The sequence below is a fragment of the Shimia sp. CNT1-13L.2 genome (assembly GCF_024331145.1).
Taxonomy (GTDB): domain Bacteria; phylum Pseudomonadota; class Alphaproteobacteria; order Rhodobacterales; family Rhodobacteraceae; genus Shimia.
Genome location: NZ_JANDJO010000004.1, coordinates 206,159 through 228,886, shown reverse-complemented (window position 1 = coordinate 228,886; position 22,728 = coordinate 206,159). Strand labels below are relative to the sequence as shown.

The window sequence follows — 22,728 nt, the reverse complement described above, 5'->3', positions numbered from 1 at the left end:
TGAACTTAGGACTATGTGACGGTTTTTTGTGCATTGATCTGCCTCAATTTCCGATAGCGCGAACCTGTCTAATAAGCCTCCACGCGCATTTAGGGGGAAGCATGAAGATTCGCATGGCGGATTTCGGACAGGGGTTACCGTTGCTCGAACAATTGTCCGAGCCAATCCGAACTTGTCTATTGTCGAAAGCGCGGGTGAAAACCTTTTCGCGAGGAAGCACGATCAGCCTTCAGGATGAGCCGGCGGATGCCATCAAGATCGTGCAATCCGGTTGGGTCAAACTGTTTCGAGTTTCCCCAAGCGGGCATGAAGCGATTCTTGCGACCGTCGGGGCGGGCGACAGTTTTGACGAAATCGCAGCGCTGCAACGCGGGCGCAGCCCGGTTTCGGCTGAGGCCGTGACCAACTGCTCGATGTTGCTCATCGACGTAAATTGCACTTGCGGTTGCCCCGGCGCCGAGCGCGAAATCAGCAACGCGGTTCTGTCGGCGGCCTCGGGCCACTTTGATGCTATGATGACCCAGATCGAAAACCTGAAGGTAAAAAGCGGGATCGAGCGACTTTCGGAATTCATCCTTGAGTTGTGCGACAAGGCGGGCGGCGCGACGCGTGTCGAGCTTCCCTATGGCAAGGTTGTTCTGGCGGGCAAACTGGGAATGAAACCCGAGAGCCTGTCGCGGGCGTTTGCACGCCTCAAGCCGGTCGGTGTGCGCAGTGAAGTACGGCATGTCAGCGTTGATGACCTGCGCGTCCTGCGGGCCTTTGTCGAAGACAACGCCGCCTAGGGCGGGTTGCCGAAAAGAAAAAGGGCCGCCCCAGGACGACCCTTTTCCCAATTCGAATATCCGAAGAATTAGCCGTTAACGCTGTCCTTCAGGGCCTTCGCGATGGTCATCTTGACCACTTTGTCGGCTTCTTTCTTGATCTGCTCGCCGGTGGCGGGGTTGCGCACCATGCGCTCGGGGCGCTCACGGCAGTAGATCTTACCAACACCCGGCAGGGTTACCGCGCCGCCACCCGAAACTTCGCGGGTGATCAGGTTGCAAACGGCGTCCAGAGCTGCTGCTGCGGATTTCTTGTCGGTGCCCATATCTTCGGCCAGTGCAGCAACGAGTTGGGTCTTGGTCATCGGTTTTGCCATTTTCAGGTCTCCTTAGTCTGCCCGAACCGGGCCTCGTGTCCGGCATTTAAGGGGAATAGTGTAGGGAACACAACGAAATCTGGGCGCGAAAACCCTAAAAAATTAGGGTTATCCACGAATTTTTTGACCAAAAGGGCCAGTCTCTGTCGCCTTGAACACTTCTGGTGTCGTTATGACGAGTCCACGACGTAGCGTCACTTTGCGCTGTTCGGCATTTCTCAGAGGAATGCAGTCTCGTCGAAGCTGCGCAATTTCCGCGAATGCAACCGCTCAAGAGGCATGTCGCGCAGGGCTTCCATCGCGCGTATTCCGATCAGAAGGTGGCGGGCCACCTGCGTTTTGTAGAAGTCTGACGCCATGCCGGGAAGCTTGAGTTCCCCATGCAGCGGTTTGTCGGACACACACAAAAGCGTGCCATAGGGCACACGGAACCGGAAACCGTTGGCGGCAATCGTGGCGCTTTCCATGTCCAGCGCGACGGCGCGTGATTGGCTCAGCCGCTGAACCGGGCCTGACTGGTCTCGAAGTTCCCAGTTGCGATTGTCGATGGTGGCAATTGTGCCGGTCCGCATGACACGCTTGAGATCATAGCCCTTCAACTCGGTGACTTCGGCCACAGCCGTCTCAAGGGCGATCTGCACCTCGGCCAGCGGCGGGATCGGCACCCAGACAGGGAGATCGTCATCCAGTACATGATCCTCGCGCAGGTAGGCATGGGCCAGAACGAAATCACCCAGAGATTGTGAGTTGCGCAGACCGGCGCAGTGGCCAACCATGACCCATGCGTGCGGGCGCAAGACGGCGATATGGTCGGTGGCTGTCTTGGCGTTGGAGGGTCCGACGCCGATGTTCACCAGTGTAATGCCCGATCCATCCGCCCGTTTGAGATGATAGGTCGGCATCTGCGGTTGCTTGTCGACGGTGGGCAGCGTGCCATCCGCCGTGGTGATCGCGTGGTTGCCGGTGCTGACAAAGGCGGTATAGCCGCTTTCAGGGTCACCAAGCTGCTGACGGGCATAGGCTTCGAACTCGGACACATAGAACTGGTAGTTGGTGAACAACACATGGTTCTGAAAATGTTCGGCGTCCGTCGCGGTGTAGTGCGAAAGCCGTGCAAGCGAATAGTCGATGCGCTGGGCGGTGAAGAGGGCAAGGGGGCCTGTGTCATCTGAATCATGCACGTGCATGCCGTTCACGATGTCGTCGTTCGTCGTAGAGAGTTCCGGCACATCAAAGATGTCGCGCAGGGTAAAGGCGGCCGCCCCCTGTTGCGGCACCGTCAGGTCTGCATCGGAGCTTACGGCAAAGTGGATCGGGATCGGTGTTGTCGACGGGCCGATCATGACTGGCACGCCATGATTGCAGATCAGGAGATCGATCTGCTGTTCCAGGTAATGGCGGAACAGGTCTGGGCGGGTGATCGTTGCAACATGCGTGCCCGGTTCCGAGACATGGCCAAAGGACAGGCGGCTGTCGACCTGGGCAAAGGTTTTCGTGGTGATCCGCACCTCGGGATAGAAGGCGCGGAAACGATTGCCGCGCGGTCCGCCATTCAAGGTGTTCCGAAAGCTGTCGCAGAGAAAACGGGTTGCCTGTTCATAAAGCTCTTCAAGCCGGTCCACGGCCGCGCGCGCATCGGTAAAGGCTTCGGCGGCATAGGAGGGGGGCGTCAGGGTGGCAAGGTCTTGGGCAGGTGTCATTTGGTTCCAGTCACAAGGTCAGTCAATTCAAACCGCGTCACATCGACGAGGCCGAGATCGGAAATACGCAGCTCGGGGATCACCACGAGTGCAAGAAGGGAATGCTGCATATAGGCGTTGTTGAGGGTGCAACCGCAGGCTTCCATCGCTTCGACCAGCGCTTGCGCCTTGGCCGCGACATCGGCGGCAGGGGCATCGGACATCAGGCCGGCAATCGGCAGTTCAACGAGCGCGATTTCCTTACCCTCCCTGAACACGGTGACACCGCCACCAACCTCACCCAGCCGGTTGGCCGCCAGCGCCATGTCTTCCCGCGAGGTGCCAACCACGATCATGTGGTGGCTGTCATGGGCCACGGTCGAGGCCATCGCCATCCTGCCCGCGTAGCCAAACCCTGAAACAAAAGCGTTGGTCACATCGCCGGTTGCGCGGTGGCGCTCGACAAGGGCAATCTGGGCAATATCAGTCTCTATATCACCTTGAATCAATCCATCTTCGACCTGAAGATTTGCAGTGAGAGCCTTTGTCGGAGCCTGGTTTTCGACCACACCGATAACGTTGACTGTCACCTCGCTTGCGCCTTCAGGCGCGGGGATCGCGAAGTCTTCCGCGGCGAGTTCATGGCCAAGGCGAACGGTGTTCCGGGCATGTTCAGGCCAGTCATAGTGCGGGCAATCAACGAGGATCTCACCATCCTTGGCGACAGTCCGGCCCCGCGCGATCACATGTTCAATCGGTAGGGTTTCAATGTCACTGGTCAGGATGATGTCCGCACGCCGCCCGGGCGCGATTGAGCCGAGTTCGCGTTCGAGGCCAAAGTGGCTTGCCGTGTTGATGGTCGCCATTTGCAGGGCAATCACCGGATCACATCCACAGGCAATGGCATGCCGCACCACGCGGTTCATATGGCCGTCGTTGACGAGCGTGCCCGAGTGGCAATCATCGGTGCAGAGGATAAAGTTGCGTGGGTCGAGCCCCTTTTCAGTGACGGCCGTGATCTGGCTTTCCACGTCGTACCAGGCGCTGCCAAGGCGCATCATCGAGCGCATCCCCTGACGCACGCGGGCAATGGCATCGGCCTCGCAGGTGCCTTCGTGGTCGTCTGCCGGGCCTCCGACTGCGTAGGCGTGAAAGGCCGGGCCCAGATCGGGCGAGGCATAGTGGCCGCCCACCGTTTTTCCCGCGGCCTGTGTCGCGGCGATTTCCGCCAGCATCTGCTGCGAGCCATTTACCACGCCCGGGAAATTCATCATTTCGCCAAGGCCGATGATTCCGGGCCACTGCATGGCTTCGGACACATCATCCGGCCCGATTTCGAAACCGGTGGTTTCAAGGCCGGGGGCGGAAGGGGCGCAGGAGGGCATCTGCGTGAAAATGTTCACGGGTTGCATCAGGGCTTCGTCGTGCATCATCCGCACACCTTCGAGGCCGAGGACATTGGCGATCTCATGCGGGTCGGTGAACATGCTGGTCGTGCCGTGCGGAATGACGGCGCGGGCAAATTCCGCTGGCGTCAGCATGCCGGATTCAATGTGCATGTGGGCGTCGCACAGGCCGGGAATCATGTAGCGATCATCCGCTTCGATGATCTCGGTCTCCGGCCCGATACAATGATCGGCATCCGGCCCGACATAGGCAATCCGCCCTTCGGCGATTGCGATATCGTGGTCTGGAAGAATTTCGCGGGTGTGGACGTTGACCCAACGGCCATTGCGGATAACGGTGTCTGCAGGCGCGCGCCCGGCGGCGACGGCAACAAGACGGGGGGCACATTCGGCCCATGTTTTCAGTTGAATAGGCTCCATGTCCCACGTTGACACGCGTTGCAGGGGTGATCAAGGCTAGGCATGGTGAAGGTTTCGTGAAAGGAGCTTCAGGTGGATTTTGAAACTGTCAGCGCGGCCGATTTCGGGGCGTCTTTGCGAGGGATCGGGATCAACATCCTGGTACGCGATGTTCAGGCTCTTTGCGCCATGTTAGAGACTGTTTTCGAAATGAAAGCACACCGTGTCACCAGGGATTTCGCAATCCTGACCTATGGCGATCAGGTGTTTCAGGTTCATAGCGATGCTACGTATCACTCGCATCCTCTCCCTGGTCTTCTTCCCGAGTCTGGTGCGCGTGGGGCTGGCGTGGAAATCAGGCTCTACGACAGTGATCCGGATCTGTGCGCCGACCGCGCAGAGGCGGCCGGGATGCACGTTCTGCAACCTCCCACCGACAAACCACACGGCCTGAGAGAGGCCTATCTCCTGTGTGGCGATGGCTATGCCTGGGTGCCGTCCAGACCGCTTTGACATAAGTCAGACTCGCATTCCCGAATTCTGATATAATCCCCGAGCGCTCACGACCTTGGTCGCAATGAGCCGTTCACCGTTGCAGGCAATGGGAGTGTCTGTACGCGAGACGAAAGGGGAGACAACGCCATGCCGAAAATCAAGGGAACAGCAAATCCAGATCTTCTTGCCGGAACCATTGGCAAGGACACGCTGCTGGGGTTCGCGGGGAACGACACGATCAACGGTGGCGGCGAGAATGACGTCATCAGGGGCGGCGGAGACAAGGATCTGCTGAACGGCGAGGACGGCAACGACAAGCTCTTTGGCGGTTATGGTGCTGACACGCTCTTGGGGGGCAATGGCAACGACAAGTTGCTGGGTGAAGCTGGCGAGGATTCCCTGGAAGGTGGCAGTGGAAATGACACGCTGTTGGGCGGAGACGCGCGCGACCACGTAAGGGGAGGCTCTGGCAATGACAGCCTTCTTGGAGAAGGCGGCGATGACGGTGTCTTTGGTGGGGGTGGAGCCGATTTCCTGAGTGGAGGCGACGGGAGTGACAACCTTGAAGGCGGCGATGGCAATGACACGCTCTACGGCGGTGTCGGTGTCGATTTCCTGAGCGGCGACGCTGGCAACGACTTTCTGCGCGGCGACAAGGACGGGGATTTCCTGTTTGGAGGCCTGGGCCAGGATACGCTTTCTGGGGGTGTCGGCGATGATTTTCTGGAAGGTCAGGGGGATGCCGACAAGCTCTTGGGCGGCGCGGGATTCGACCAGGTAAATGGCGGGAATGGCAACGATACGCTTTCTGGGGGCGCGGATAACGACAACCTGTCCGGCGGAGCAGGTGACGATGAGATGCAGGGCGATGATGGCCTCGATACCATGATGGGCGATCTCGGGAATGACACGTTGCTTGGCGGTACGGGCCACGACTTTATGGATGGCGGTGCTGGCAATGACATCGTGAAGGGTGAAGCCGGTGTGGATACCATGTTTGGAGGGGATGGCACCGATCTTCTCAATGGTGGAAATGGCTGGGATATTCTCAATGGGGGTAACGGCAACGACACGCTGCTTGGGGGTGCCGACAACGACACCCTTGGCGGTGGCACCGGGATCGACTCGCTCGTTGGCGGCAAGGGCAACGATGTCGTTGCCGGCGACGAAGACGATGACCTGCTGTTTGGCAATGATGGCGATGACTATCTGGTGGGTGGCACGGGCAATGACCTGTTGGATGCAGGCGAAGGGGTCGATACCCTGCTTGGCGGTGACGGGAACGATACGTTGCTTGGTGGCGATGGAGAAGATTCCCTCAACGGCGAAAATGATGCCGACCTTATTGATGGCGGCAAACACAACGACACGCTCAAGGGCGATGCGGGGGCAGACACCCTGATTGGTGGCGTCGGGAACGACCAGCTCTTTGGCGGCGCCGACAATGATTCCCTGAATGGTGGCGTTGGCTGGGATATCCTCGAGGGAGGAGACGGGAACGACACGCTGCTGGGCGAGAACGGGATTGACTATCTCGTTGGCGGCGATGGCATCGATCTGCTGATCGGCGGTGTGGGGGATGACAGTCTTTCAGGTGGCTTGGGCAACGACAAGCTCATGGGGGAAGATGATGATGACATCCTTTATGGCGGGGCCAATGACGATACCCTTGAAGGGGGCAGTGGCAACGACTTCATGAGCGCTGGCAGTGGCAATGATTTGCTCAAAGGCGGCTTTGGCACCGATCAGATGTGGGGAGACGGCGGCAGGGATACGCTTTTGGGCGAAGGCGGTTCCGACCTCATCTATGGAGGTGCTGGCAATGACTCGATCGTTGGTGGCGGCGGTGATGACAACCTTTACGGTGGTCTTGGCGGCGATACGGTATATGGCGGAAACGGCTATAACCAGCTGTATGGCGGTGCCGGAAATGACAAGCTGTTCTCGGGCAAAGATGGCGGTAGTTCAAATGGCGAAGCCGGCAACGATACTCTGACCGGTGGGGCTAGCAACGACACCCTGCTCGGCGGAGACAACGAAGATCTCCTGATTGGCGCGGAAAGCCACGACGAATTGTTTGGCGAGGCGGGCAACGATACGCTGAAAGGCGGCTTGGGCAGGGACACCCTTGAAGGTGGCACCGGAACCGACAGCCTGTTTGGCGGAGGCGGTGCGGACAGCTTTGTGCTTCGGCTGGGCGATGGCCAGCACCGTATCGCAGATTGGAACAAGAAGTCGGATCGCCTTGCCCTTGATGAAGACCTTTGGGGTGGCGGAAAGACCGTGATCGAAGTGATTGACCAGCACACCAAGTTCGATGCGGGCAATAACCTTGTCTTCTATTTCTCCGGTGGTGAGTCACTCACGATTGAGGGCAAGGGAAGCCTCAATTACCTCGATGGATGGATTGATTTCATCTAGGGGCGCAGGTGTTCCAGCTCGGTTTCAAACAGGTGCATTTCCTCTTCCAGCCAGTCCACAAAAGCGTGGGCGGCCGGCATGTCCTGCGCCTGTGCTGAAAGCAGGATGTAGTAGGCCTCTTCCATAGCGACGCGCAGGTCAAAAGGCGGGACAAGTTTGCCCTGTTGTATTAGGCCCGCCGCGATCGTGTCATGCGCAAGGGCGACGCCGCTGCCACCCGCCGCAATCGCCATCGAAACGGAATAGGTTGTACAGTAGGTAATGTGCGGATTGGGCCAGAATAGAGACTGTTCTTCCGCCCATGATGGCCAATTGCACATCAGGTTGGAACAGTCGAATAGAGGCTGTTCCGCAAGTGTGTCCAGCGTGACGGCATAGTCGGGGGCCGCAACCGGATAGTAGTGGTCTTTCCTGAGAAGGCGGGCATTCAGATGCGGCGCCGGGTTCAGGGAATAGCGGATTTCCACATCGGCCCCTTCGGCCATGTCGCGCGGCTCCCAAAGTTCGGTGCGGATGTTCAGGCGAATGTCGGGGTGACGCTCGTGAAACCGGCCAATGCGCGGAGCAAGCCAGTAGATCGCGAAGGTGATGTTGCTTTGCACCTGCAAGACATTGCTTTCCGGTCCAAGCAAGGCACGGGTGCCACGCCGCAAGGTACGAAAGGCCTCGCGCACCACGGGAAGATAGATCAGACCTGTCGTGGTGAGTTCGAGGGTGCGGGGACGGCGGTAAAACAGGGGCTGGCCCAGATGGCCTTCGAGCGATTTGATCTGCTGGGAAACGGCACTTTGCGTCATGTTCAGCTCGGCCGCGGCACCCGTGAATGACAGGTGGCGCGCGGCGGCTTCGAAGGCACGGAGCCAGTTCAGAGGCGGCAGGCCAGGTTGCATGGCTATAACTCGATCATAAGTTTGACTAATGGTATGCCTTTGTTTTTTTCGTTGGTAAAGAAAATCCGCCTTGGGCAGGCTTGATCGCATCTAAGGGAGATGCGCAAAAATGAGTGTAGCCGAACTTCGCCCCAATATGGATTTCTGGCAGGAACGCGTGGATATGGCCGCCGCGTTCCGCTGGACGGAACGTCTGAACATGCATGAAGGGGTCGCCAATCACTTCAGCCTTGCAGTGAACGACGATGGCACCCAGTTCCTGATGAACCCTAACCAGATGCACTTTCGCCGCATCAAGGCGAGCGATCTTCTGTTCCTTGATGCCAACAATCCCAAGACCCTCGAAGGTCCGGATGCGCCTGATCCCACGGCCTGGGGACTGCATGGCAGCATTCACCGCCGCTGCCCGCATGCCCGTTGCGTGATGCATGTGCATTCGATCCACGCCACGGTTCTTGCTGCGCTGGCAGACAGCACCCTGCCGCCGATCGATCAGAACACGGCGACTTTCTACAACCGCTATGTTGTCGACAACCAGTTTGGCGGCCTTGCCTTCGAGGAGGAAGGTGAACGCTGTGCCTCGATGATGAGTGATCCGAAGGTCAAAACCATGATCATGGGCAACCACGGTGTTCTGGTGATCGGGTCGTCCGTCGCGGATACCTTCAACCGGCTCTACTATTTCGAGCGCGCGGCCGAGACCTATATCCGCGCCCTGCAAACCGGCCAGCCGCTACGCGTGCTGTCGGACGAGATTGCCGAGAAAACCGCACAAGAGCTCGAGGACTACCCGGAGCAGGACGTGCGCCATCTCAATGAACTCAAGGCCATCCTCGATGAGGAAGGGTCTAACTACGCCAGCTAAGGCACACTATCGTTTGGGAGGACGAAATGCCGACGGATGTCACAAACGACTTCGCAGCGGACGGAGAAGCTGCGCGCTGGAACTATCGGCCACCACAACCGGTGGCGCTGAACCCGCTATTTGCGTGGCCGCCCAATCCTCGCGCGGTCTGGAACTGGTACCGGGGGGCCTGGTTGCAGCTCACGTCACTGGTTGTCTGCATGGCGATTGCCTCGATCGCCTATCTCTGGGCCTTGCCGCCACTTGAACAGATGAAAACGTTCCAGGCTGGCTGGATGGTCCGTATCTGGCTGATGAACATGGTGGCCCAGACGGTCGTTGCCGGGGGGCTGCATTGGTGGCTCTACATCCGCAAGGGCCAGGGGATGACCAAGAAGTTCGACAGGCGCGACCTGAGCCGGGGCAACGGCACCTTCACTTTTAGCAATCAGGTCTGGGACAATATCTGGTGGACCCTTGGCAGCGCGATGACGGTCGCAACCGTCTATCACTGGATCATCTGGTGGGCGATGGCGAATGCCTATGTGCCAACCGTGACCTTCGCAGACTCGCCGATCTGGTGCATCGCCTGGATGTTCTTCATCCCTATGTGGTCGGGGCTGCATTTCTACTGGGTGCATCGTCTTGAGCACTCACCACGTCTCTACAAACACGTACACGCCGTTCACCACCGCAACGTGAACACGGGGCCGTGGTCGGGCATCTCGAATCACTGGTTCGAGAACATCCTCTACTTCACCACGTACTTCATCCACCTGATCGTACCGTCGCATCCGATGCACCTGCTGTTCCATACCTACTTTCAGCAGATCAGCCCTGTGCTCAGCCATAGCGGTTTTGAAAAACTCGTGGTGACCGACAACGAAGTGGCGCGTACAGGGGATTTCTTTCACCAGCTGCACCACCGGTATTTCGAGTGCAACTATGGCACGTCCGAGATTCCCTTCGACAAGTGGTTCGGCACGTACCACGATGGGAGCGAAGCGGGGACGATCCAGACCCGCGCGCACAAAAAGCAGATGTATACGAAATGACACAGCGGAAAGAGTGGAACTATACGCCCGACTTGCCCCTGGGGGTAAATCCACTCTTCCAATGGCCGTTGCGCCCGGTCGCGATCTTGCGTTGGTACTGGGACAGCTGGTTTCCCATTTCGATTAATCTTGGCATCGTTGGGCTCGCCTATCTCAGTTACTTCTGGTCGAGCCCAACCCTTGAAGACGCCGCGCAACCGGGGTTTTGGATAGCTGAAATCTGGTTGCGCAATTGTCTTCTGGTGCTCCTGCTCGCGCATGGCCTGCACCTTGTCTTTCACCGCTATCAATTGCAGGGCACCGACCACAAATACGATCCAAGGCCCTTCCCGCGGCAAGGTCGTGTCTTCACCTTTGGCAATCAGCTTCACGACAACATGTTCTGGGCGATTGCCTCGGGCGTGACTGTCTGGAGCGGGTACGAGGTGCTGATCTGGTGGTCGATGTCGAATGGCTTTGCGCCTGTGCTGACATGGGCGGAAAACCCTGTCTGGTTCGTGGCGATATTCTTCCTGATCCCGATCTGGGAGAGTTTCTATTTCTACTGGATTCACCGCCTTCTACACGCCGGACCATTCTACAGGTTCCACGCCCTGCATCACCGCAACACGGATATCGGCCCCTGGTCCGGCCTGAGCATGCACCCGGTTGAGCACCTGTTCTACTTCGGAACGATCTTCGTGCATTTCTTTCTGCCGACCCATCCGGTTCACCTGATCTGCCACCTGATGTTCTACGGTCTTTACGCGATCATCACGCACACCGGGTTCGAAGGCGTCTGGGCAGGAGGACGCAAGCGGCTGCACTTGGGGAATTTCCATCACCAACTGCATCATCGCTATTTCGAAGTGAACTACGGCACGCTTGAAGTGCCTTGGGACAAGCTGTTTGGAACCTTTCACGACGGTTCAGCCAAGGCCAAGGAGATGATGCGAGAAAGGATCGCGCGACGTCGCAACCAGAGCTAGTCGTGCTGGCGGAGCTGACGAGGCGTTGTGCCGAATTCCTCGCGGAAAGCGCGGGTCATGGAGGCTGAGTTTTCGTAGCCCGCGCGTAGCGTGATTTCGGAAACCGGCAGATCGGTTTCCACGACCAGCTTGCGCGCGAGGTTCAGGCGCAGGCGACGATAGACCTGTGCAGGTGTCGCGCCAAGATCCGCCCGCATGCGGGTTTCCAGGGCTTTCTGTGTGCGTCCCGTTAGGCGAGCGATCTCTGATATCGGCAGAGGTTCCTCGAGGTGTTCCTGCATCAAGGCCAGCGCCTGGTTCACCACGCGGCTTGAGGAGCTGGCCCCACCGGCATGAGATCGCGCCGAATCGCGAGTCATGAACAGCTGCGCGACTTCAAGCGCGAGGGCCTGCCCGTGATCACGCCCGATCAGGTGCATGATGAGATCGAATGCCGCCATCGCACCGGAACAGGTGATGCGATCCCGGTCCAGAACGAACCTTTCTCTCAAGGCCTCGACTTCGGGAAACCGCTCCGAAAAACGGATCAGTTCTTCCCAGTGAATTGTCGCGCGATGCCCGTCCAGCAACCCGGCCTCGGCAAGAAGCCAGCTGCCGGTGTCCATCGCGGCAAGAATATCATAGCGCGACGCGGCCCCGCGCAGCGCGGATTGGGTTTTCCAGCCGCCGTGGTCGAGAAATCCGTAAGAGGGCATGACGATCAGCATGTCGCCGGAATGATCGATCAAGCGGGCATGTGGCGTGACTTGCAGGCCGCTGGACGATGCCACCGCCGCACCATCCAGTGCGAGGAACTGCCAGTCGTAAAGGTTGCGGCCAGACAGCATGTTCGCGGCCCGCATCGGTTCCACCGTGTTGGCAAGGCAGTGGTTGGAAAATCCTTCGAAGAGAAGGACACCGATTCGCTGCGGTGTAGCGGAAGTTTTCGCCCATTCTTGCATGAAAAATGCCTATCAATGCATGGTGCTTTGATGCAAGTGATTTCAGATGAAGGAAACCCGCATAGGAGCGCGACAAGATGCAATTTGGGATGACCGAAGAACAGGCGATGATCGTCGAGACGACACGCGCCTTTGTTGAGAATGAACTCTACCCGCACGAAGCCGAGATTGAACGCACCGGCCATCTCGATATGGACGTGATCAAGGACGTTCAGAAAAAGGCGATGGAGGCCGGTCTCTATGCGGCCAACATGCCCGAAGAGGTAGGCGGTGCAGGGCTCGATACGCTGACTTGGCTGATGTACGAAAAGGAACTGGGGCGCGCGAACTATGCGCTGCACTGGACGGCGGTCGCCCGCCCCTCGAACATTCTTTTGGCCGGAACCGACGAACAGAAAGAACAATACCTCTATCCGTGTCTGCGCGGTGAGAAATGGGATTGTCTCGCCATGACCGAGCCGGACGCGGGGTCTGATCTGCGTGGCATGAAAGCCTCGGCCAAGAAAGATGGCGATGACTGGATTCTGAACGGCACCAAGCACTTCATCAGCCACGCCGACATTGCCGATTTCGCGATTGTTTTCATGGCGACCGGTGTCGAAGACACGCCGCGCGGGCCGAAAAAGAAGATCACAGCTTTCTTCGTCGACAAGGGAACACCGGGTTTCGTGGTGCGCGACGGGTATCGCAACGTGAGCCACCGTGGCTATACCAACCAGGTGCTTGAATTCGACAATTGCCGCCTGCCTGCCTCCGCGGTGCTTGGCGAAGTCGACAAGGGCTTCGAAGTGGCAAACGCCTGGCTTGGCGCAACGCGCCTTCAGGTGGCCTCGACCTGTCTGGGTCGTGCCGAACGTGCGCTGCAACATGCCGTGGAATATGCCGCCGAACGCAAGCAGTTTGGCCAGCAGATCGGCAAGTTTCAGGGTATCAGCTTCAAGCTCGCCGACATGGCGCTGGAACTGAAGGCCGCGAACCTTCTGACCTGGGAGGCCGGCTGGAAATACGATCAGGGCACCGTAACCGAGAGCGACATGTCGATGGCCAAACTCAAGGCGACCGAGATGCTGGCTTTTGTGGCCGATGAAGCGATCCAAATTCATGGCGGCATGGGGCTTATGGATGAACTGCCTCTCGAACGCATCTGGCGCGACGCGCGGGTTGAGCGTATCTGGGAAGGGACCAGTGAAATCCAGCGGCACATCATCAGCCGCGAGATGCTGAGACCTCTCGGAGCCTGATCCATGGGAAAACCCCGCGTGACCATCACCTATTGCACCGGATGTAATTGGCTTTTGCGGGCAGGATGGTTGGCGCAGGAATTGTTGCAAACGTTCCAGACCGACCTCGGTGGTGTCACCATCGTGCCCGGCGAGGTTGGTGGGGTTTTCGAAGTAAACGTGGACGGCGTCTTGATCTGGGAGCGCAAGCGCGATGGCGGGTTTCCTGAAGCCAAGGAACTCAAACGCCGCCTGCGCGACCAGATCGACCCGGACCGCGACCTTGGTCACAACGACCGCAGCCCATCCAGCTAACGCCAGTGCTCCGGCAGCTTGAAGAACAGAAAAAGAGACTCTTGATGCGCGATCTTTCGAGACTATTCCGGCCTAAAACGATTGCCGTGATCGGAGGTGGCGCATGGTGCCGTCTCGTGATCGAGCAATGCCGCAAGATGGGGTTCGCGGGTGAAATCTGGCCCGTGCATCCCAAGGCCGAGGAAATGGCGGGCTTGCCGGTCTATGCGCATATCGAAAACCTGCCCGAAGCCCCGGACGCCAGCTTTATCGGTGTGAACCGGTTTATCACCATCGAAGCCGTGCGCCTGTTGTCTGAACGCGGGGCAGGGGGCGCTGTCTGTTTCGCCAGTGGCTTCCTCGAAGCGCAGGCCGAGGATGCCGAGGGCGCCGACTTGCAGGAACAACTGCTTGAAGCCGCGGGCGACATGCCGTTCCTCGGACCGAACTGTTATGGCTTCGTGAACTACCTTGATGGTGCCCTGCTTTGGCCGGATCAACACGGCGGACATGCTACGGACAAGGGCGTAGCGATTGTCACCCAAAGCTCGAACATCGCCATCAACATGACGATGCAGAAACGCGCCGTGCCGGTGGCCTATGTGGTGACGGCAGGCAATCAGGCGCAATCGGGTGTGGCCCATATCGGTCAGGCCCTGCTGGATGATCCGCGCGTCACGGCGCTGGGTCTGCATATCGAAGGATTCGGTGATCTTCGGGCCTTTGAAGATCTCGCCGCCAAGGCACGTGCCGTGGGTAAACCGATTGTGGCCCTGAAGGTGGGCAAGTCGGATCAGGCACAGGCGGCAACCGTCTCTCATACCGCCTCTCTTGCGGGGGGCGATGCGGGTGCCGGGGCTTTGCTCTCACGCCTCGGCATCCCGCGCCTGAATTCCATTCCAGAGTTCATGGAAACCCTGAAACTCTTGCACGTGGTCGGGCGCCTGCCTTCGAACCGGATCGCGTCGATAAGCTGTTCCGGAGGCGAAGCAAGCCTGGCGGCAGATACCGGGCATGGGCGCGGAGTGGTTTTCCCTGAATTGAATGAGCGCCAGAAAACCGATCTGCGCGAAGCGCTGGGCCCTATGGTGGCCCTCGCGAACCCGCTCGACTATCACACCTATATCTGGCGTGACACTGAGGCGATGACCAAAGCCTGGGCCGCCATGATGGATCCTGATCTGGCTCTGACCATGATGGTCGTGGATTTTCCGCGCGCCGATCGCTGCGATGCGGACGATTGGGAGTGCACGGTGCAGGCGGCGATTGCAGCGAAACAACAAACGGGCGCAAACGTGGCCATGGTGGCGACCCTGCCGGAACTACTCCCCGAGGATGTGGCTGAGCGCCTTTTGGCGGCTGGTGTGGTGCCCTTGATGGGGCTGTCAGAAGCCATTGTGGCCTGCGAAGCCGCGGCGCAACCCGCACCGGAAGACGTTCCACCATTGTGTCTGCCAACAGAGACTGTTTCACCTGAACTCGTGCCAGAAGCCGAAGCCAAACATCGCTTGGGGTGGCACGGTTTGAGGCTGCCCAACTTCAAACGTGCGAACTCGTCAGGGGCGGCGCGGGCAGCGGCCGTTGATCTTGGCTTTCCCGTGGTCCTCAAAGGAGAGGGCATTGCCCACAAGACCGAAGCGGGGGCTGTGGCCTTGAACCTAATGAGCGGGCGAGAGGTCAGTGATCGCGCAGCTGCCATGCCGACCGAACACTTCCTGATCGAGGAAATGGTGACCGGCGCTGTTGCCGAACTGCTGATCGGGGTGGTCAAGGATCCGGCGCACGGGTTCGTCATGACCGTTGCAGCAGGCGGCACCCTGACCGAAGTGATGGAAGACAGCGCGAGCTTCCTGCTGCCTGCGACCGACAGCATGATCGACAACGCATTGAATAGCCTGCGTGTGGCCAAGCTGTTGGATGGCTATCGCGGTGCTCCTGCGGCAGATCGGGCGGCGATCCTGCGGGCCATTCGTGCGGTCGAGGCCTATGTTCTTGCCAAGGCCGAAGGACTTGAGGAAATTGAAATCAACCCGCTGCTCTGCACGCCAACCGATGCGGTTGCGGCAGATGCGCTGATGCGACGGAAGGATTGAAGAGATGAGCCAGGACGTAGTGAAAACACGGCGCGAGGGGGCCATTCTTGAGGTCACGCTGGACCGCCCCAAGGCCAATGCGATTGATCTCGCGACCAGCCGTATCATGGGCGAGGTTTTCCGTGAGTTCCGCGACGACCCCGAGTTGCGTGTCGCGATCCTGACCGGGGGCGGCGACAAGTTCTTCTGCCCTGGCTGGGATCTCAAGGCGGCGGCTGGTGGTGACGCAGTTGACGGGGACTATGGCGTCGGCGGTTTTGGCGGCATTCAGGAAATGCGCGACATGAACAAGCCGATCATCGCCGCGGTGAACGGTATCGCCTGCGGCGGTGGTCTCGAACTGGCGATTTCGGCTGACATGATCCTTGCCGCAGACCACGCAACCTTTGCCCTGCCTGAGATTCGGTCCGGCACCGTCGCCGACGCGGCCAGCGTGAAGCTGCCGAAGCGCATTCCCTATCACATCGCGATGGAACTGCTGCTCACCGGGCGCTGGTTCGATGCGGAAGAGGCGAACCGCTGGGGGCTTGTGAACGAAATTGTGCCTGCGGATCAACTCATGGATCGCGCATGGGAACTGGCGCGTCTTCTGGCAAGCGGCCCGCCGCTGGTCTATGCCGCGATCAAGGAAATCGTGCGCGACGCCGAGGACAGCAAGTTCCAGGACACGATGAACCGGATCACCAAAAGCCAGCTGGCGACCGTCGATACACTCTATCGCTCGGATGACCAGCTTGAGGGCGCACGCGCCTTTGCCGAAAAGCGCGATCCTGTCTGGAAGGGCAAGTGATCGACATCCAGGATCTGGATCGCTTCCTGCCACGGCAGGAGGCGACCCATGCACAGGCGCTGGTCGAGTTGACCGCCGGTCGCAAGGTGACCCACTGGATCTGGTGGGAGATGCCACAGCTGCGCTCCCTCGGTCGGTCGCAATGGGCCCATGACTATGGGCTTGCGGATCTGGATGAGGCGAGCCGCTATCTTGCGCATTCCATTCTGGGGCCGCGTCTGATCGAGATGTTCGAGGCTCTGACAAGGCACTTTGACTCGACAGCGGAGGAAATTCTCGGGCCTGTCGACGCCCTCAAAGTGCGCAGCACTGCCACGCTCTTTGCCGCCGTACCCGGCGCGCCTGCCATCTTTGGCGAAGCTCTTTCCACTTTCTATGACGGAGAGCCGTGCCCGCTGACTTTGAAAGAAATCAGTCTCTAATCCTGCGGAACAGAGCCACAAATCCGGTGTCGTCCTTGTGGTCCCCGCTGGCGTTTTCGCCATAGTAGCGCACTTCGGGCAGCTGCAAATCCGTGATCTGATCCGATAACCCATCCAGTTTGGCCTTGAAGCCCATATTCTCGAAATGCACCCCGTTGATCGAGATCGCGAGAAGGCCGCCAGGCCGCACGATACGCAGCAGTTCGTCGAAGGCATCAGGCCCGACATGGCCCGTGGTGAAGGTTCCAGAAGAGACTATTCCAGCGTAACTGCCGTCTTCCACGGGCAGACGCTTAGTCAGATCGCCGGTGAACAGAGACTGATAAATGCCTTTGCGCGCAGCGACGTCCAGCATCTCTTGCGAGATATCCGTGGCATCGACATCGGCAATGCCCAGCCCGCGCAGGCAGGCCCCACACAATCCGGTACCAGCGCCGACATCCAGCACAGGCCCTGCACCCCCTGCATTTACGAATTGCTCTGCCACCCTCAGCGGCAGGACATAGTCGTGGCTTTCGGCAAAGGTGCTGTCGTAGGTCTCGGCCCAGTTCGCATAGAGCCTGAGAGAGTCTTCCGGCGTTTCGAGGTCGTAGGCGGCGTCTAGATTTGGTTCATCGGCTGTTGTCATGACCTCAGTCAATCGTGACCGTCGATTCCATTCAAGGGTTTCCCTTGCATGTCCCGTGGCGCGGCGGCAGGGTGCGCACATGGATAAGGTTCTTCTGTCACTGGGGCACGGGTTTTCCGCGCGCGAACTGGCGCGGCGACTGGTGCCAAAAGGGTGGACCGTGATCGGTACCACTCGCAAACCCGAAAAGTTCGAGGCATTTAAGGCGGAAGGTGTGAAGCCGCTTTTGTGGCCCTGCGATCTTCACGACGCGCTCAAGGGTGTGACCCATCTGTTGACCTCTGCGGGACCGGATGAACAGGGTGACCCCATCATGCGTATCGGGCGGCAGGCGATTGTGGATGCCGCGCCCCGGTTGGAATGGGTTGGCTATCTCTCGACGACGGGTGTTTACGGTGACCATGATGGCGGATGGGTCGATGAAAAGTCTCCAACCGATCCGGCGACGGTGCGTGGCCAGCGCCGGGTGATGGCTGAACGCGAATGGTTGGATATCGAAGGGCTTCCGGTGCATGTGTTTCGCCTCGCGGGCATCTATGGCCCGGGGCGTGGCCCATTTGCCAAGCTGCGCAAAGGGGTGGCGCAACGGGTGATCAAGAAGAACCAGATCTTCAGCCGCATCCACGTCGAAGACATCGCCCAGGTGCTGGAAGCGTCGATCATGCACCCCAACCCGGGCCGCATTTACAATGTCTGTGACGACGACCCGGCCCCGCCGCAGGACGTGATCGAATACGCGGCCAAGCTGCTTGGCATGGAGCCACCACCTGCCGTGCCGTTTGAAGAGGCGAACATGAGCCCGATGGCGCGCAGCTTCTATTCCGACAGCAAGCGGGTGCGCAATGATCGCATCAAGGACGAGTTGGGCGTGGTCCTGAAATACCCGACCTACACTTCGGCACTGGACGCGATGCTTGATGCCGAACAGGAATGAAAAGTCCGGGGGACGCGTCCCTAGGCTGCATTTCAGGCTGATTTAGAGCCGATTTGCGAGATGCCCAGCGTATCCAGAACCTTGGCTTCGATATGCTCGGCATTCATGGCGGCGGTGTCATACATGGCCTTGGGGCTTGCCTGATCAAGGAAGATATCGGGCAGCACCATTGAGCGGAACTTGAACCCCTGATCAAACACGCCGTTCTCGGACAGAAGCTGAGACACGTGGCTGCCAAAGCCGCCGATTGCACCTTCTTCGATCGTGATCAGCGCCTCATGATTGGCCGCCAGATCGAGGATGAGCGCCTCGTCGAGAGGTTTGGCAAAACGCGCATCGGCAATGGTGGGCGTGATGCCCTTGGCCGAAAGCGCTTCGGCAGCTTTCTTGACCTCTTCCAGACGTGTGCCAAAAGACAAGAGCGCCACGCGCTTGCCTTCCTGGATCATACGCCCCTTGCCGATCTCGAGGATGTCGCCCTGTTCCGGCATATCAACACCCACACCTTCGCCACGCGGATAGCGGAAGGCGATCGGGCCATCGTCATAGGCTGCGGCCGTGGCGACCATGTGGACCAGTTCGGCCTCATCTGCGGCGGCCATCACCACCATGCCTGGCAGATTGGCCATATAGGCGATGTCAAAGCTGCCGGCGTGGGTTGCCCCGTCGGCGCCAACAAGACCGGCACGGTCGATGGCAAAGCGCACCGGCAGGCGCTGGATTGCCACGTCATGCACCACCTGGTCATAGCCGCGTTGCAGGAAGGTCGAATACATCGCGCAGAAGGGTTTCATCCCGCCCGCCGCCAGCGCGGCCGAGAAGGTCACCCCGTGTTGTTCGGCAATCGCCACGTCGAAACAGCGGCTTGGATAGCGTTCTGCAAACAGGTTGAGGCCGGTGCCATCGGGCATCGCGGCAGTCACCGCGCAGATGCGGTTGTCACGGGCGGCTTCGTCCACCAGCGCCTGCCCGAATACCGAGGTATAGGAGGGCGCGTTCGAGGGGGCCTTGTGTTGTTTGCCGGTCAGCACGTCGAACTTGGCCGTCGCATGGCCACGGTCGCGGGCGTTTTCCGCCGGGGCATAGCCTTTGCCCTTCTTGGTGATCACGTGCAGCAGAACCGGACCTGTGGCGCGCTGATGCATGGTGCGCAGAACCGGCAACAGCTGCTCCATGTCGTGGCCATCAATCGGGCCGACATAGGAAAAACCCAGTTCTTCGAACAGGGTGCCGCCAACCGTCATGCCCTTGAGCATTTCCTTGGCGCGTTTCGCCCCTTCGCGGAAGGGTTCTGGCAGCAGGGACACTGCGCCCTTGGCCGCCGATTTCAGCTCTTGAAACGGATCACCGGCATAGAGGCGCGACAGGTAAGACGACATCGCACCCACCGGGGGCGCAATCGACATGTCGTTGTCGTTCAGGATCACGAACAGGCGTTTGTTGAGGTGGCCCGCGTTGTTCATCGCCTCATAGGCCATGCCCGCAGAGATCGACCCGTCGCCGATAACCGCCACCGCATCGCCAAGCCCGCCGTCGCATTGACCGCCCAGATCACGCGCCACGGCAAAGCCGAGGGCGGCGGAAATCGAGGTCGAGCTATGCGCCGCGCCGAAGGGGTCATAGACGCTTTCGCTGCGCTTGGTGAAACCCGACAGGCCGTCTTTCTGGCGCAGTGTGCGAATGCGGTCGCGGCGGCCGGTCAGAATCTTGTGGGGATAGCATTGGTGGCCGACGTCCCAGATGATCTTGTCCTGCGGCGTGTCGAAAATCGCGTGCAGGGCAACCGTGAGTTCCACCACGCCAAGGCCCGCGCCCAGGTGCCCGCCGGTTTCTGAAACCGCCGAAACAGTTTCCGCCCGCAGCTCGTGCGCGAGCTGGGTCAGTTCCGTATCAGTGAACTGTTTCAGGTCCGCGGGCGCATTCACGCGGTCCAGAAGGGGCGTTTCGGGTCTGGCAGACATGGACGTGCCTTTCTGTCTTAGCTGTCCCGCGAGATAACGAACCGCGCGGCCTCCCGCAAGGTATCGCCCTCGCTGCCATAGATTTCCAGCGCATCACAGGCGTCTTCCACCAACTGCCGTGCGCGGTTTCTTGCCTCGTCGAGGCCAAGAAGGGATACGAAGGTTGCCTTACCGGCATCGGCGTCTTTGCCGACGGCCTTGCCGAGCTTCTCCGCGTCGCCTTCTACATCCAATATATCGTCAGCAATCTGGAAGGCGAGGCCGAGGTCCGCCGCATAGCGCATCAGCGGCGTGGTGTCGGCCTGCGCCATGACGGCACCGGCTGTTGCCGACCACGCGATCAAGGCGCCGGTCTTGCCCGCCTGAAGGTGGGTGATCTCGTCAAGTGTAAGCGGCTCGGGGGCGGTTTCCGCCGCAATATCGAGCGCCTGACCCAGGACCATCCCCTGTGCTCCGGCAGCGCGGGCCAGGTTCAGAGTCAGTTCCGCGCGAACAAGCGGATCGGCATGGCATTCCGGGCGGCTCACGCATTCAAAGCCAAAGGTGTGCAGGGCATCCCCCGCCAGAACCGCAGTGCATTCGTCCCACTTCTTGTGAACGGTCGGCAGGCCACGGCGCAGATCGTCATCGTCCATGCAGGGCAGATCGTCATGCACGAGGCTATAGGCATGGATCGCCTCGATTGCCGTGGCTGGCCAGATTGCATGATCGGCATCGACACCGTGGATGCGGGCGCTTTCCAGAACAAGAAAGGCGCGCAGGCGTTTGCCGCCGGCGCTGGCATAGCGCATGGCTTCGATCACGGGCAGATCGCCATAGTGGGCAAGCGTGGTTTCAAGATGCGCCTGCACAAGGGCGGCGGTCTCTTTCAGGCGGGTCTGGAACACGATGGTCTGGTCCTTGTCGCGCCACCCCTTCGGGTGGGCTGGTCTATTTTGTTCAGAGGCCGTCAACCGGCTTCAGGGAGGCCGGGTTGCCGTCGCCGTCAAGCGTGATCGCAGCCACCTTCTCTTCGGCTTCCTTGAGCTTGGCCTCGCAGCGTTTCTTCAACTCGGCCCCACGTTCATAAAGCGCGATCGATTCTTCCAGAGCCACATCGCCCCGTTCCAGCTGTCCAACCACGCGTTCCAGCTCGGCCATGGCCTGTTCGAAACTGAGTTCGCTTACGGGCGTGTCGCTCATGCGGTTTTCTCCATCAATACGCTTACGTGGGCCGCTACCGAAGCAGCCAGTGCCGAAAGATCATATCCGCCCTCGAGAGTCGAGACAACGCGACCTTCGCAATGTTCTTCGGCCAGATCGCAGAGTTTCTCTGTCAGCCAGACAAAGTCATCAGTGGCCCAATTCAACTGCGCCAGCGGATCGGCCATATGCGCGTCAAACCCTGCCGAGATGATGAGGAGTTGAGGCTTGAAGCGTTCGATCACCGGAAAGACCTGGGCCTCATAAGTCGCGCGCATCAGGCGGCCATCGGAATGCGGGGGCAGGGGCAGATTGTGGACGTTATTGTGACCACCGGTTTCCTCGGGCATTCCTGTGCCGGGCCAGAGCGGGTTCTGGTGGCTCGAGAAAAACAGGGCACGTGCCTCGTTCCACAGCAGGGCCTGTGTGCCGTTGCCGTGGTGTACGTCGAAATCGACAATCGCCACCCGTTCTAGGCCGTGGCGCTCTATCGAATGTTTCGCCGCAATGGCGGCATTGCCAAACAGGCAGAATCCCATCGGAGTGCTCTGTTCCGCGTGGTGCCCCGGCGGGCGGCAGGCGACAAAGGCGTTTCCGACCTCACCGGAGAGCACGGCATCCACCGCCGCGATACACCCGCCCACGGCGCGGCGCGCGGCAAGCACGGATCCGGGCGACATATGCGTGTCTGCGTCCAGAGCGCGGCTTCCTGTCTCCGGTTCCGAAGCAAGGATGGTATCGAGGTGGGATTGCGGATGGCACAGCAATATGTCGGCATCCTCGCACAAAGGTGCCTCGCGCCGGTCCAGGGCATCAAACATTCCCGCGCTCAGGGCGTCGTTTATATACTCCAGCCGCGCAACCTGTTCCGGATGCCCCGCCGGTGTGCGGTGGTTCAAACACTCTGCGTGTGTGTAAAGCGCCGTTGTCATACGCGTTCTCCCTGCCGTTTAGACCAAGCGGTG

General features: G+C 59.6%; 22 protein-coding genes. 12 read left to right on the top strand and 10 right to left on the bottom strand.

Translation table 11 applies throughout. From position 1 onward, the window contains the following. Window positions 1-194 precede the first annotated feature (194 nt). Window positions 195-785, top strand: coding sequence for a cyclic nucleotide-binding domain-containing protein (locus tag NNA36_RS10910; RefSeq protein ID WP_255107053.1), 591 nt, complete (start codon window positions 195-197; stop codon window positions 783-785). A 68-nt stretch (window positions 786-853) separates the two neighbouring features. On the opposite strand, the gene NNA36_RS10905 is transcribed toward NNA36_RS10910, so the two are convergent. The 3 genes from NNA36_RS10905 to ade form a co-directional block, all read right to left on the bottom strand. Then, a complete protein-coding gene (locus tag NNA36_RS10905) occupies window positions 854-1,141 on the bottom strand; it encodes an HU family DNA-binding protein (RefSeq protein WP_255107052.1) in 288 nt (95 codons plus the stop codon). 218 nt (window positions 1,142-1,359) lie between these two features. Further along, window positions 1,360-2,841 carry an AMP nucleosidase gene (locus tag NNA36_RS10900; protein WP_255107051.1) on the bottom strand — a complete coding sequence of 494 codons (1,482 nt, stop codon included), beginning with the start codon at window positions 2,839-2,841 and terminating at the stop codon, window positions 1,360-1,362. After that, on the bottom strand, window positions 2,838-4,646 hold the full coding sequence (gene ade / locus NNA36_RS10895; RefSeq protein WP_255107050.1) for an adenine deaminase: 1,809 nt from the start codon (window positions 4,644-4,646) through the stop codon (window positions 2,838-2,840). The genes NNA36_RS10900 and ade overlap by 4 nt, the downstream gene beginning before the upstream one ends. 72 nt (window positions 4,647-4,718) lie before the next feature. On the opposite strand from ade, the gene NNA36_RS10890 reads away from it, so the two are divergent. Then, on the top strand, window positions 4,719-5,138 hold the full coding sequence (locus NNA36_RS10890) for a glyoxalase (protein ID WP_255107049.1): 420 nt from the start codon (window positions 4,719-4,721) through the stop codon (window positions 5,136-5,138). A gap of 129 nt (window positions 5,139-5,267) precedes the next feature. Beyond that, window positions 5,268-7,541 carry a calcium-binding protein gene (locus NNA36_RS10875; protein ID WP_303623714.1) on the top strand — a complete coding sequence of 758 codons (2,274 nt, stop codon included), beginning with the start codon at window positions 5,268-5,270 and terminating at the stop codon, window positions 7,539-7,541. On the opposite strand, the gene NNA36_RS10870 is transcribed toward NNA36_RS10875, so the two are convergent. Next, window positions 7,538-8,431 (bottom strand): LysR substrate-binding domain-containing protein, encoded by an 894-nt coding sequence (locus NNA36_RS10870; protein ID WP_255107048.1) that lies wholly within the window; start codon window positions 8,429-8,431, stop codon window positions 7,538-7,540. The genes NNA36_RS10875 and NNA36_RS10870 overlap by 4 nt on opposite strands. 109 nt (window positions 8,432-8,540) lie before the next feature. Here NNA36_RS10870 and NNA36_RS10865 point away from each other — a divergent pair, with 109 nt between their 5' ends. Genes NNA36_RS10865 through NNA36_RS10855 form a run of 3 tightly spaced genes read left to right on the top strand, consistent with a single transcriptional unit; the run spans window position 8,541 to window position 11,298 of the window. Continuing rightward, window positions 8,541-9,296: a class II aldolase and adducin N-terminal domain-containing protein gene (locus NNA36_RS10865; protein WP_255107047.1), complete on the top strand. Its 756-nt coding sequence runs from the start codon at window positions 8,541-8,543 to the stop codon at window positions 9,294-9,296. 26 nt (window positions 9,297-9,322) lie between these two features. Next, a complete protein-coding gene (locus tag NNA36_RS10860) occupies window positions 9,323-10,330 on the top strand; it encodes a sterol desaturase family protein (RefSeq protein ID WP_255107046.1) in 1,008 nt (335 codons plus the stop codon). Beyond that, complete coding sequence (locus NNA36_RS10855) at window positions 10,327-11,298, top strand: sterol desaturase family protein (RefSeq protein WP_255107045.1); 972 nt, start codon at window positions 10,327-10,329, stop codon at window positions 11,296-11,298. Before NNA36_RS10860 ends, NNA36_RS10855 begins: the two co-directional genes overlap by 4 nt. Here NNA36_RS10855 and NNA36_RS10850 read toward each other — a convergent pair. Next, window positions 11,295-12,239, bottom strand: coding sequence for a GlxA family transcriptional regulator (locus NNA36_RS10850; RefSeq protein ID WP_255107044.1), 945 nt, complete (start codon window positions 12,237-12,239; stop codon window positions 11,295-11,297). The genes NNA36_RS10855 and NNA36_RS10850 overlap by 4 nt on opposite strands. 77 nt (window positions 12,240-12,316) lie before the next feature. Between NNA36_RS10850 and NNA36_RS10845 the strand changes: the two genes are divergently transcribed. The 5 genes from NNA36_RS10845 to NNA36_RS10825 are packed head-to-tail and all read left to right on the top strand — an operon-like array spanning window position 12,317 to window position 17,058. Continuing rightward, window positions 12,317-13,480, top strand: a complete 1,164-nt coding sequence (locus NNA36_RS10845; RefSeq protein ID WP_255107043.1) for an acyl-CoA dehydrogenase family protein — start codon at window positions 12,317-12,319, stop codon at window positions 13,478-13,480. Between the two features lie 3 nt (window positions 13,481-13,483). Continuing rightward, a complete protein-coding gene (locus NNA36_RS10840; protein ID WP_255107042.1) occupies window positions 13,484-13,774 on the top strand; it encodes a SelT/SelW/SelH family protein in 291 nt (96 codons plus the stop codon). A gap of 44 nt (window positions 13,775-13,818) precedes the next feature. Continuing rightward, window positions 13,819-15,846 (top strand): acetate--CoA ligase family protein, encoded by a 2,028-nt coding sequence (locus NNA36_RS10835; RefSeq protein WP_255107041.1) that lies wholly within the window; start codon window positions 13,819-13,821, stop codon window positions 15,844-15,846. Window positions 15,847-15,850: 4 nt separating this feature from the next. Next, complete coding sequence (locus NNA36_RS10830) at window positions 15,851-16,636, top strand: carnitinyl-CoA dehydratase (protein ID WP_255107040.1); 786 nt, start codon at window positions 15,851-15,853, stop codon at window positions 16,634-16,636. After that, window positions 16,633-17,058 (top strand): DUF1810 family protein, encoded by a 426-nt coding sequence (locus NNA36_RS10825; RefSeq protein ID WP_255107039.1) that lies wholly within the window; start codon window positions 16,633-16,635, stop codon window positions 17,056-17,058. The genes NNA36_RS10830 and NNA36_RS10825 overlap by 4 nt, the downstream gene beginning before the upstream one ends. On the opposite strand, the gene NNA36_RS10820 is transcribed toward NNA36_RS10825, so the two are convergent. After that, entirely contained in the window at window positions 17,048-17,686 is a 639-nt protein-coding gene (locus NNA36_RS10820) for a class I SAM-dependent methyltransferase (protein ID WP_255107038.1), read from the bottom strand. The genes NNA36_RS10825 and NNA36_RS10820 overlap by 11 nt on opposite strands. Before the next feature lie 79 nt (window positions 17,687-17,765). Here NNA36_RS10820 and NNA36_RS10815 point away from each other — a divergent pair, with 79 nt between their 5' ends. Further along, window positions 17,766-18,620: an SDR family oxidoreductase gene (locus NNA36_RS10815; protein ID WP_255107037.1), complete on the top strand. Its 855-nt coding sequence runs from the start codon at window positions 17,766-17,768 to the stop codon at window positions 18,618-18,620. A gap of 32 nt (window positions 18,621-18,652) precedes the next feature. Here NNA36_RS10815 and dxs read toward each other — a convergent pair whose 3' ends face one another. From dxs to NNA36_RS10795, 4 genes are read right to left on the bottom strand one after another with little or no spacing between them, the layout of a single operon-like run. After that, window positions 18,653-20,581 carry a 1-deoxy-D-xylulose-5-phosphate synthase gene (gene dxs / locus NNA36_RS10810; protein ID WP_255107036.1) on the bottom strand — a complete coding sequence of 643 codons (1,929 nt, stop codon included), beginning with the start codon at window positions 20,579-20,581 and terminating at the stop codon, window positions 18,653-18,655. 17 nt (window positions 20,582-20,598) lie between these two features. Beyond that, the gene (locus NNA36_RS10805; protein ID WP_255107035.1) at window positions 20,599-21,468 is read right to left on the bottom strand and encodes a polyprenyl synthetase family protein; all 870 of its coding nucleotides are present in this window, start codon (window positions 21,466-21,468) and stop codon (window positions 20,599-20,601) included. 52 nt (window positions 21,469-21,520) lie between these two features. Continuing rightward, window positions 21,521-21,763: an exodeoxyribonuclease VII small subunit gene (locus tag NNA36_RS10800; RefSeq protein ID WP_255107034.1), complete on the bottom strand. Its 243-nt coding sequence runs from the start codon at window positions 21,761-21,763 to the stop codon at window positions 21,521-21,523. Next, window positions 21,760-22,695 carry a histone deacetylase family protein gene (locus NNA36_RS10795; RefSeq protein WP_255107033.1) on the bottom strand — a complete coding sequence of 312 codons (936 nt, stop codon included), beginning with the start codon at window positions 22,693-22,695 and terminating at the stop codon, window positions 21,760-21,762. The genes NNA36_RS10800 and NNA36_RS10795 overlap by 4 nt, the downstream gene beginning before the upstream one ends. Window positions 22,696-22,728 lie beyond the last annotated feature (33 nt).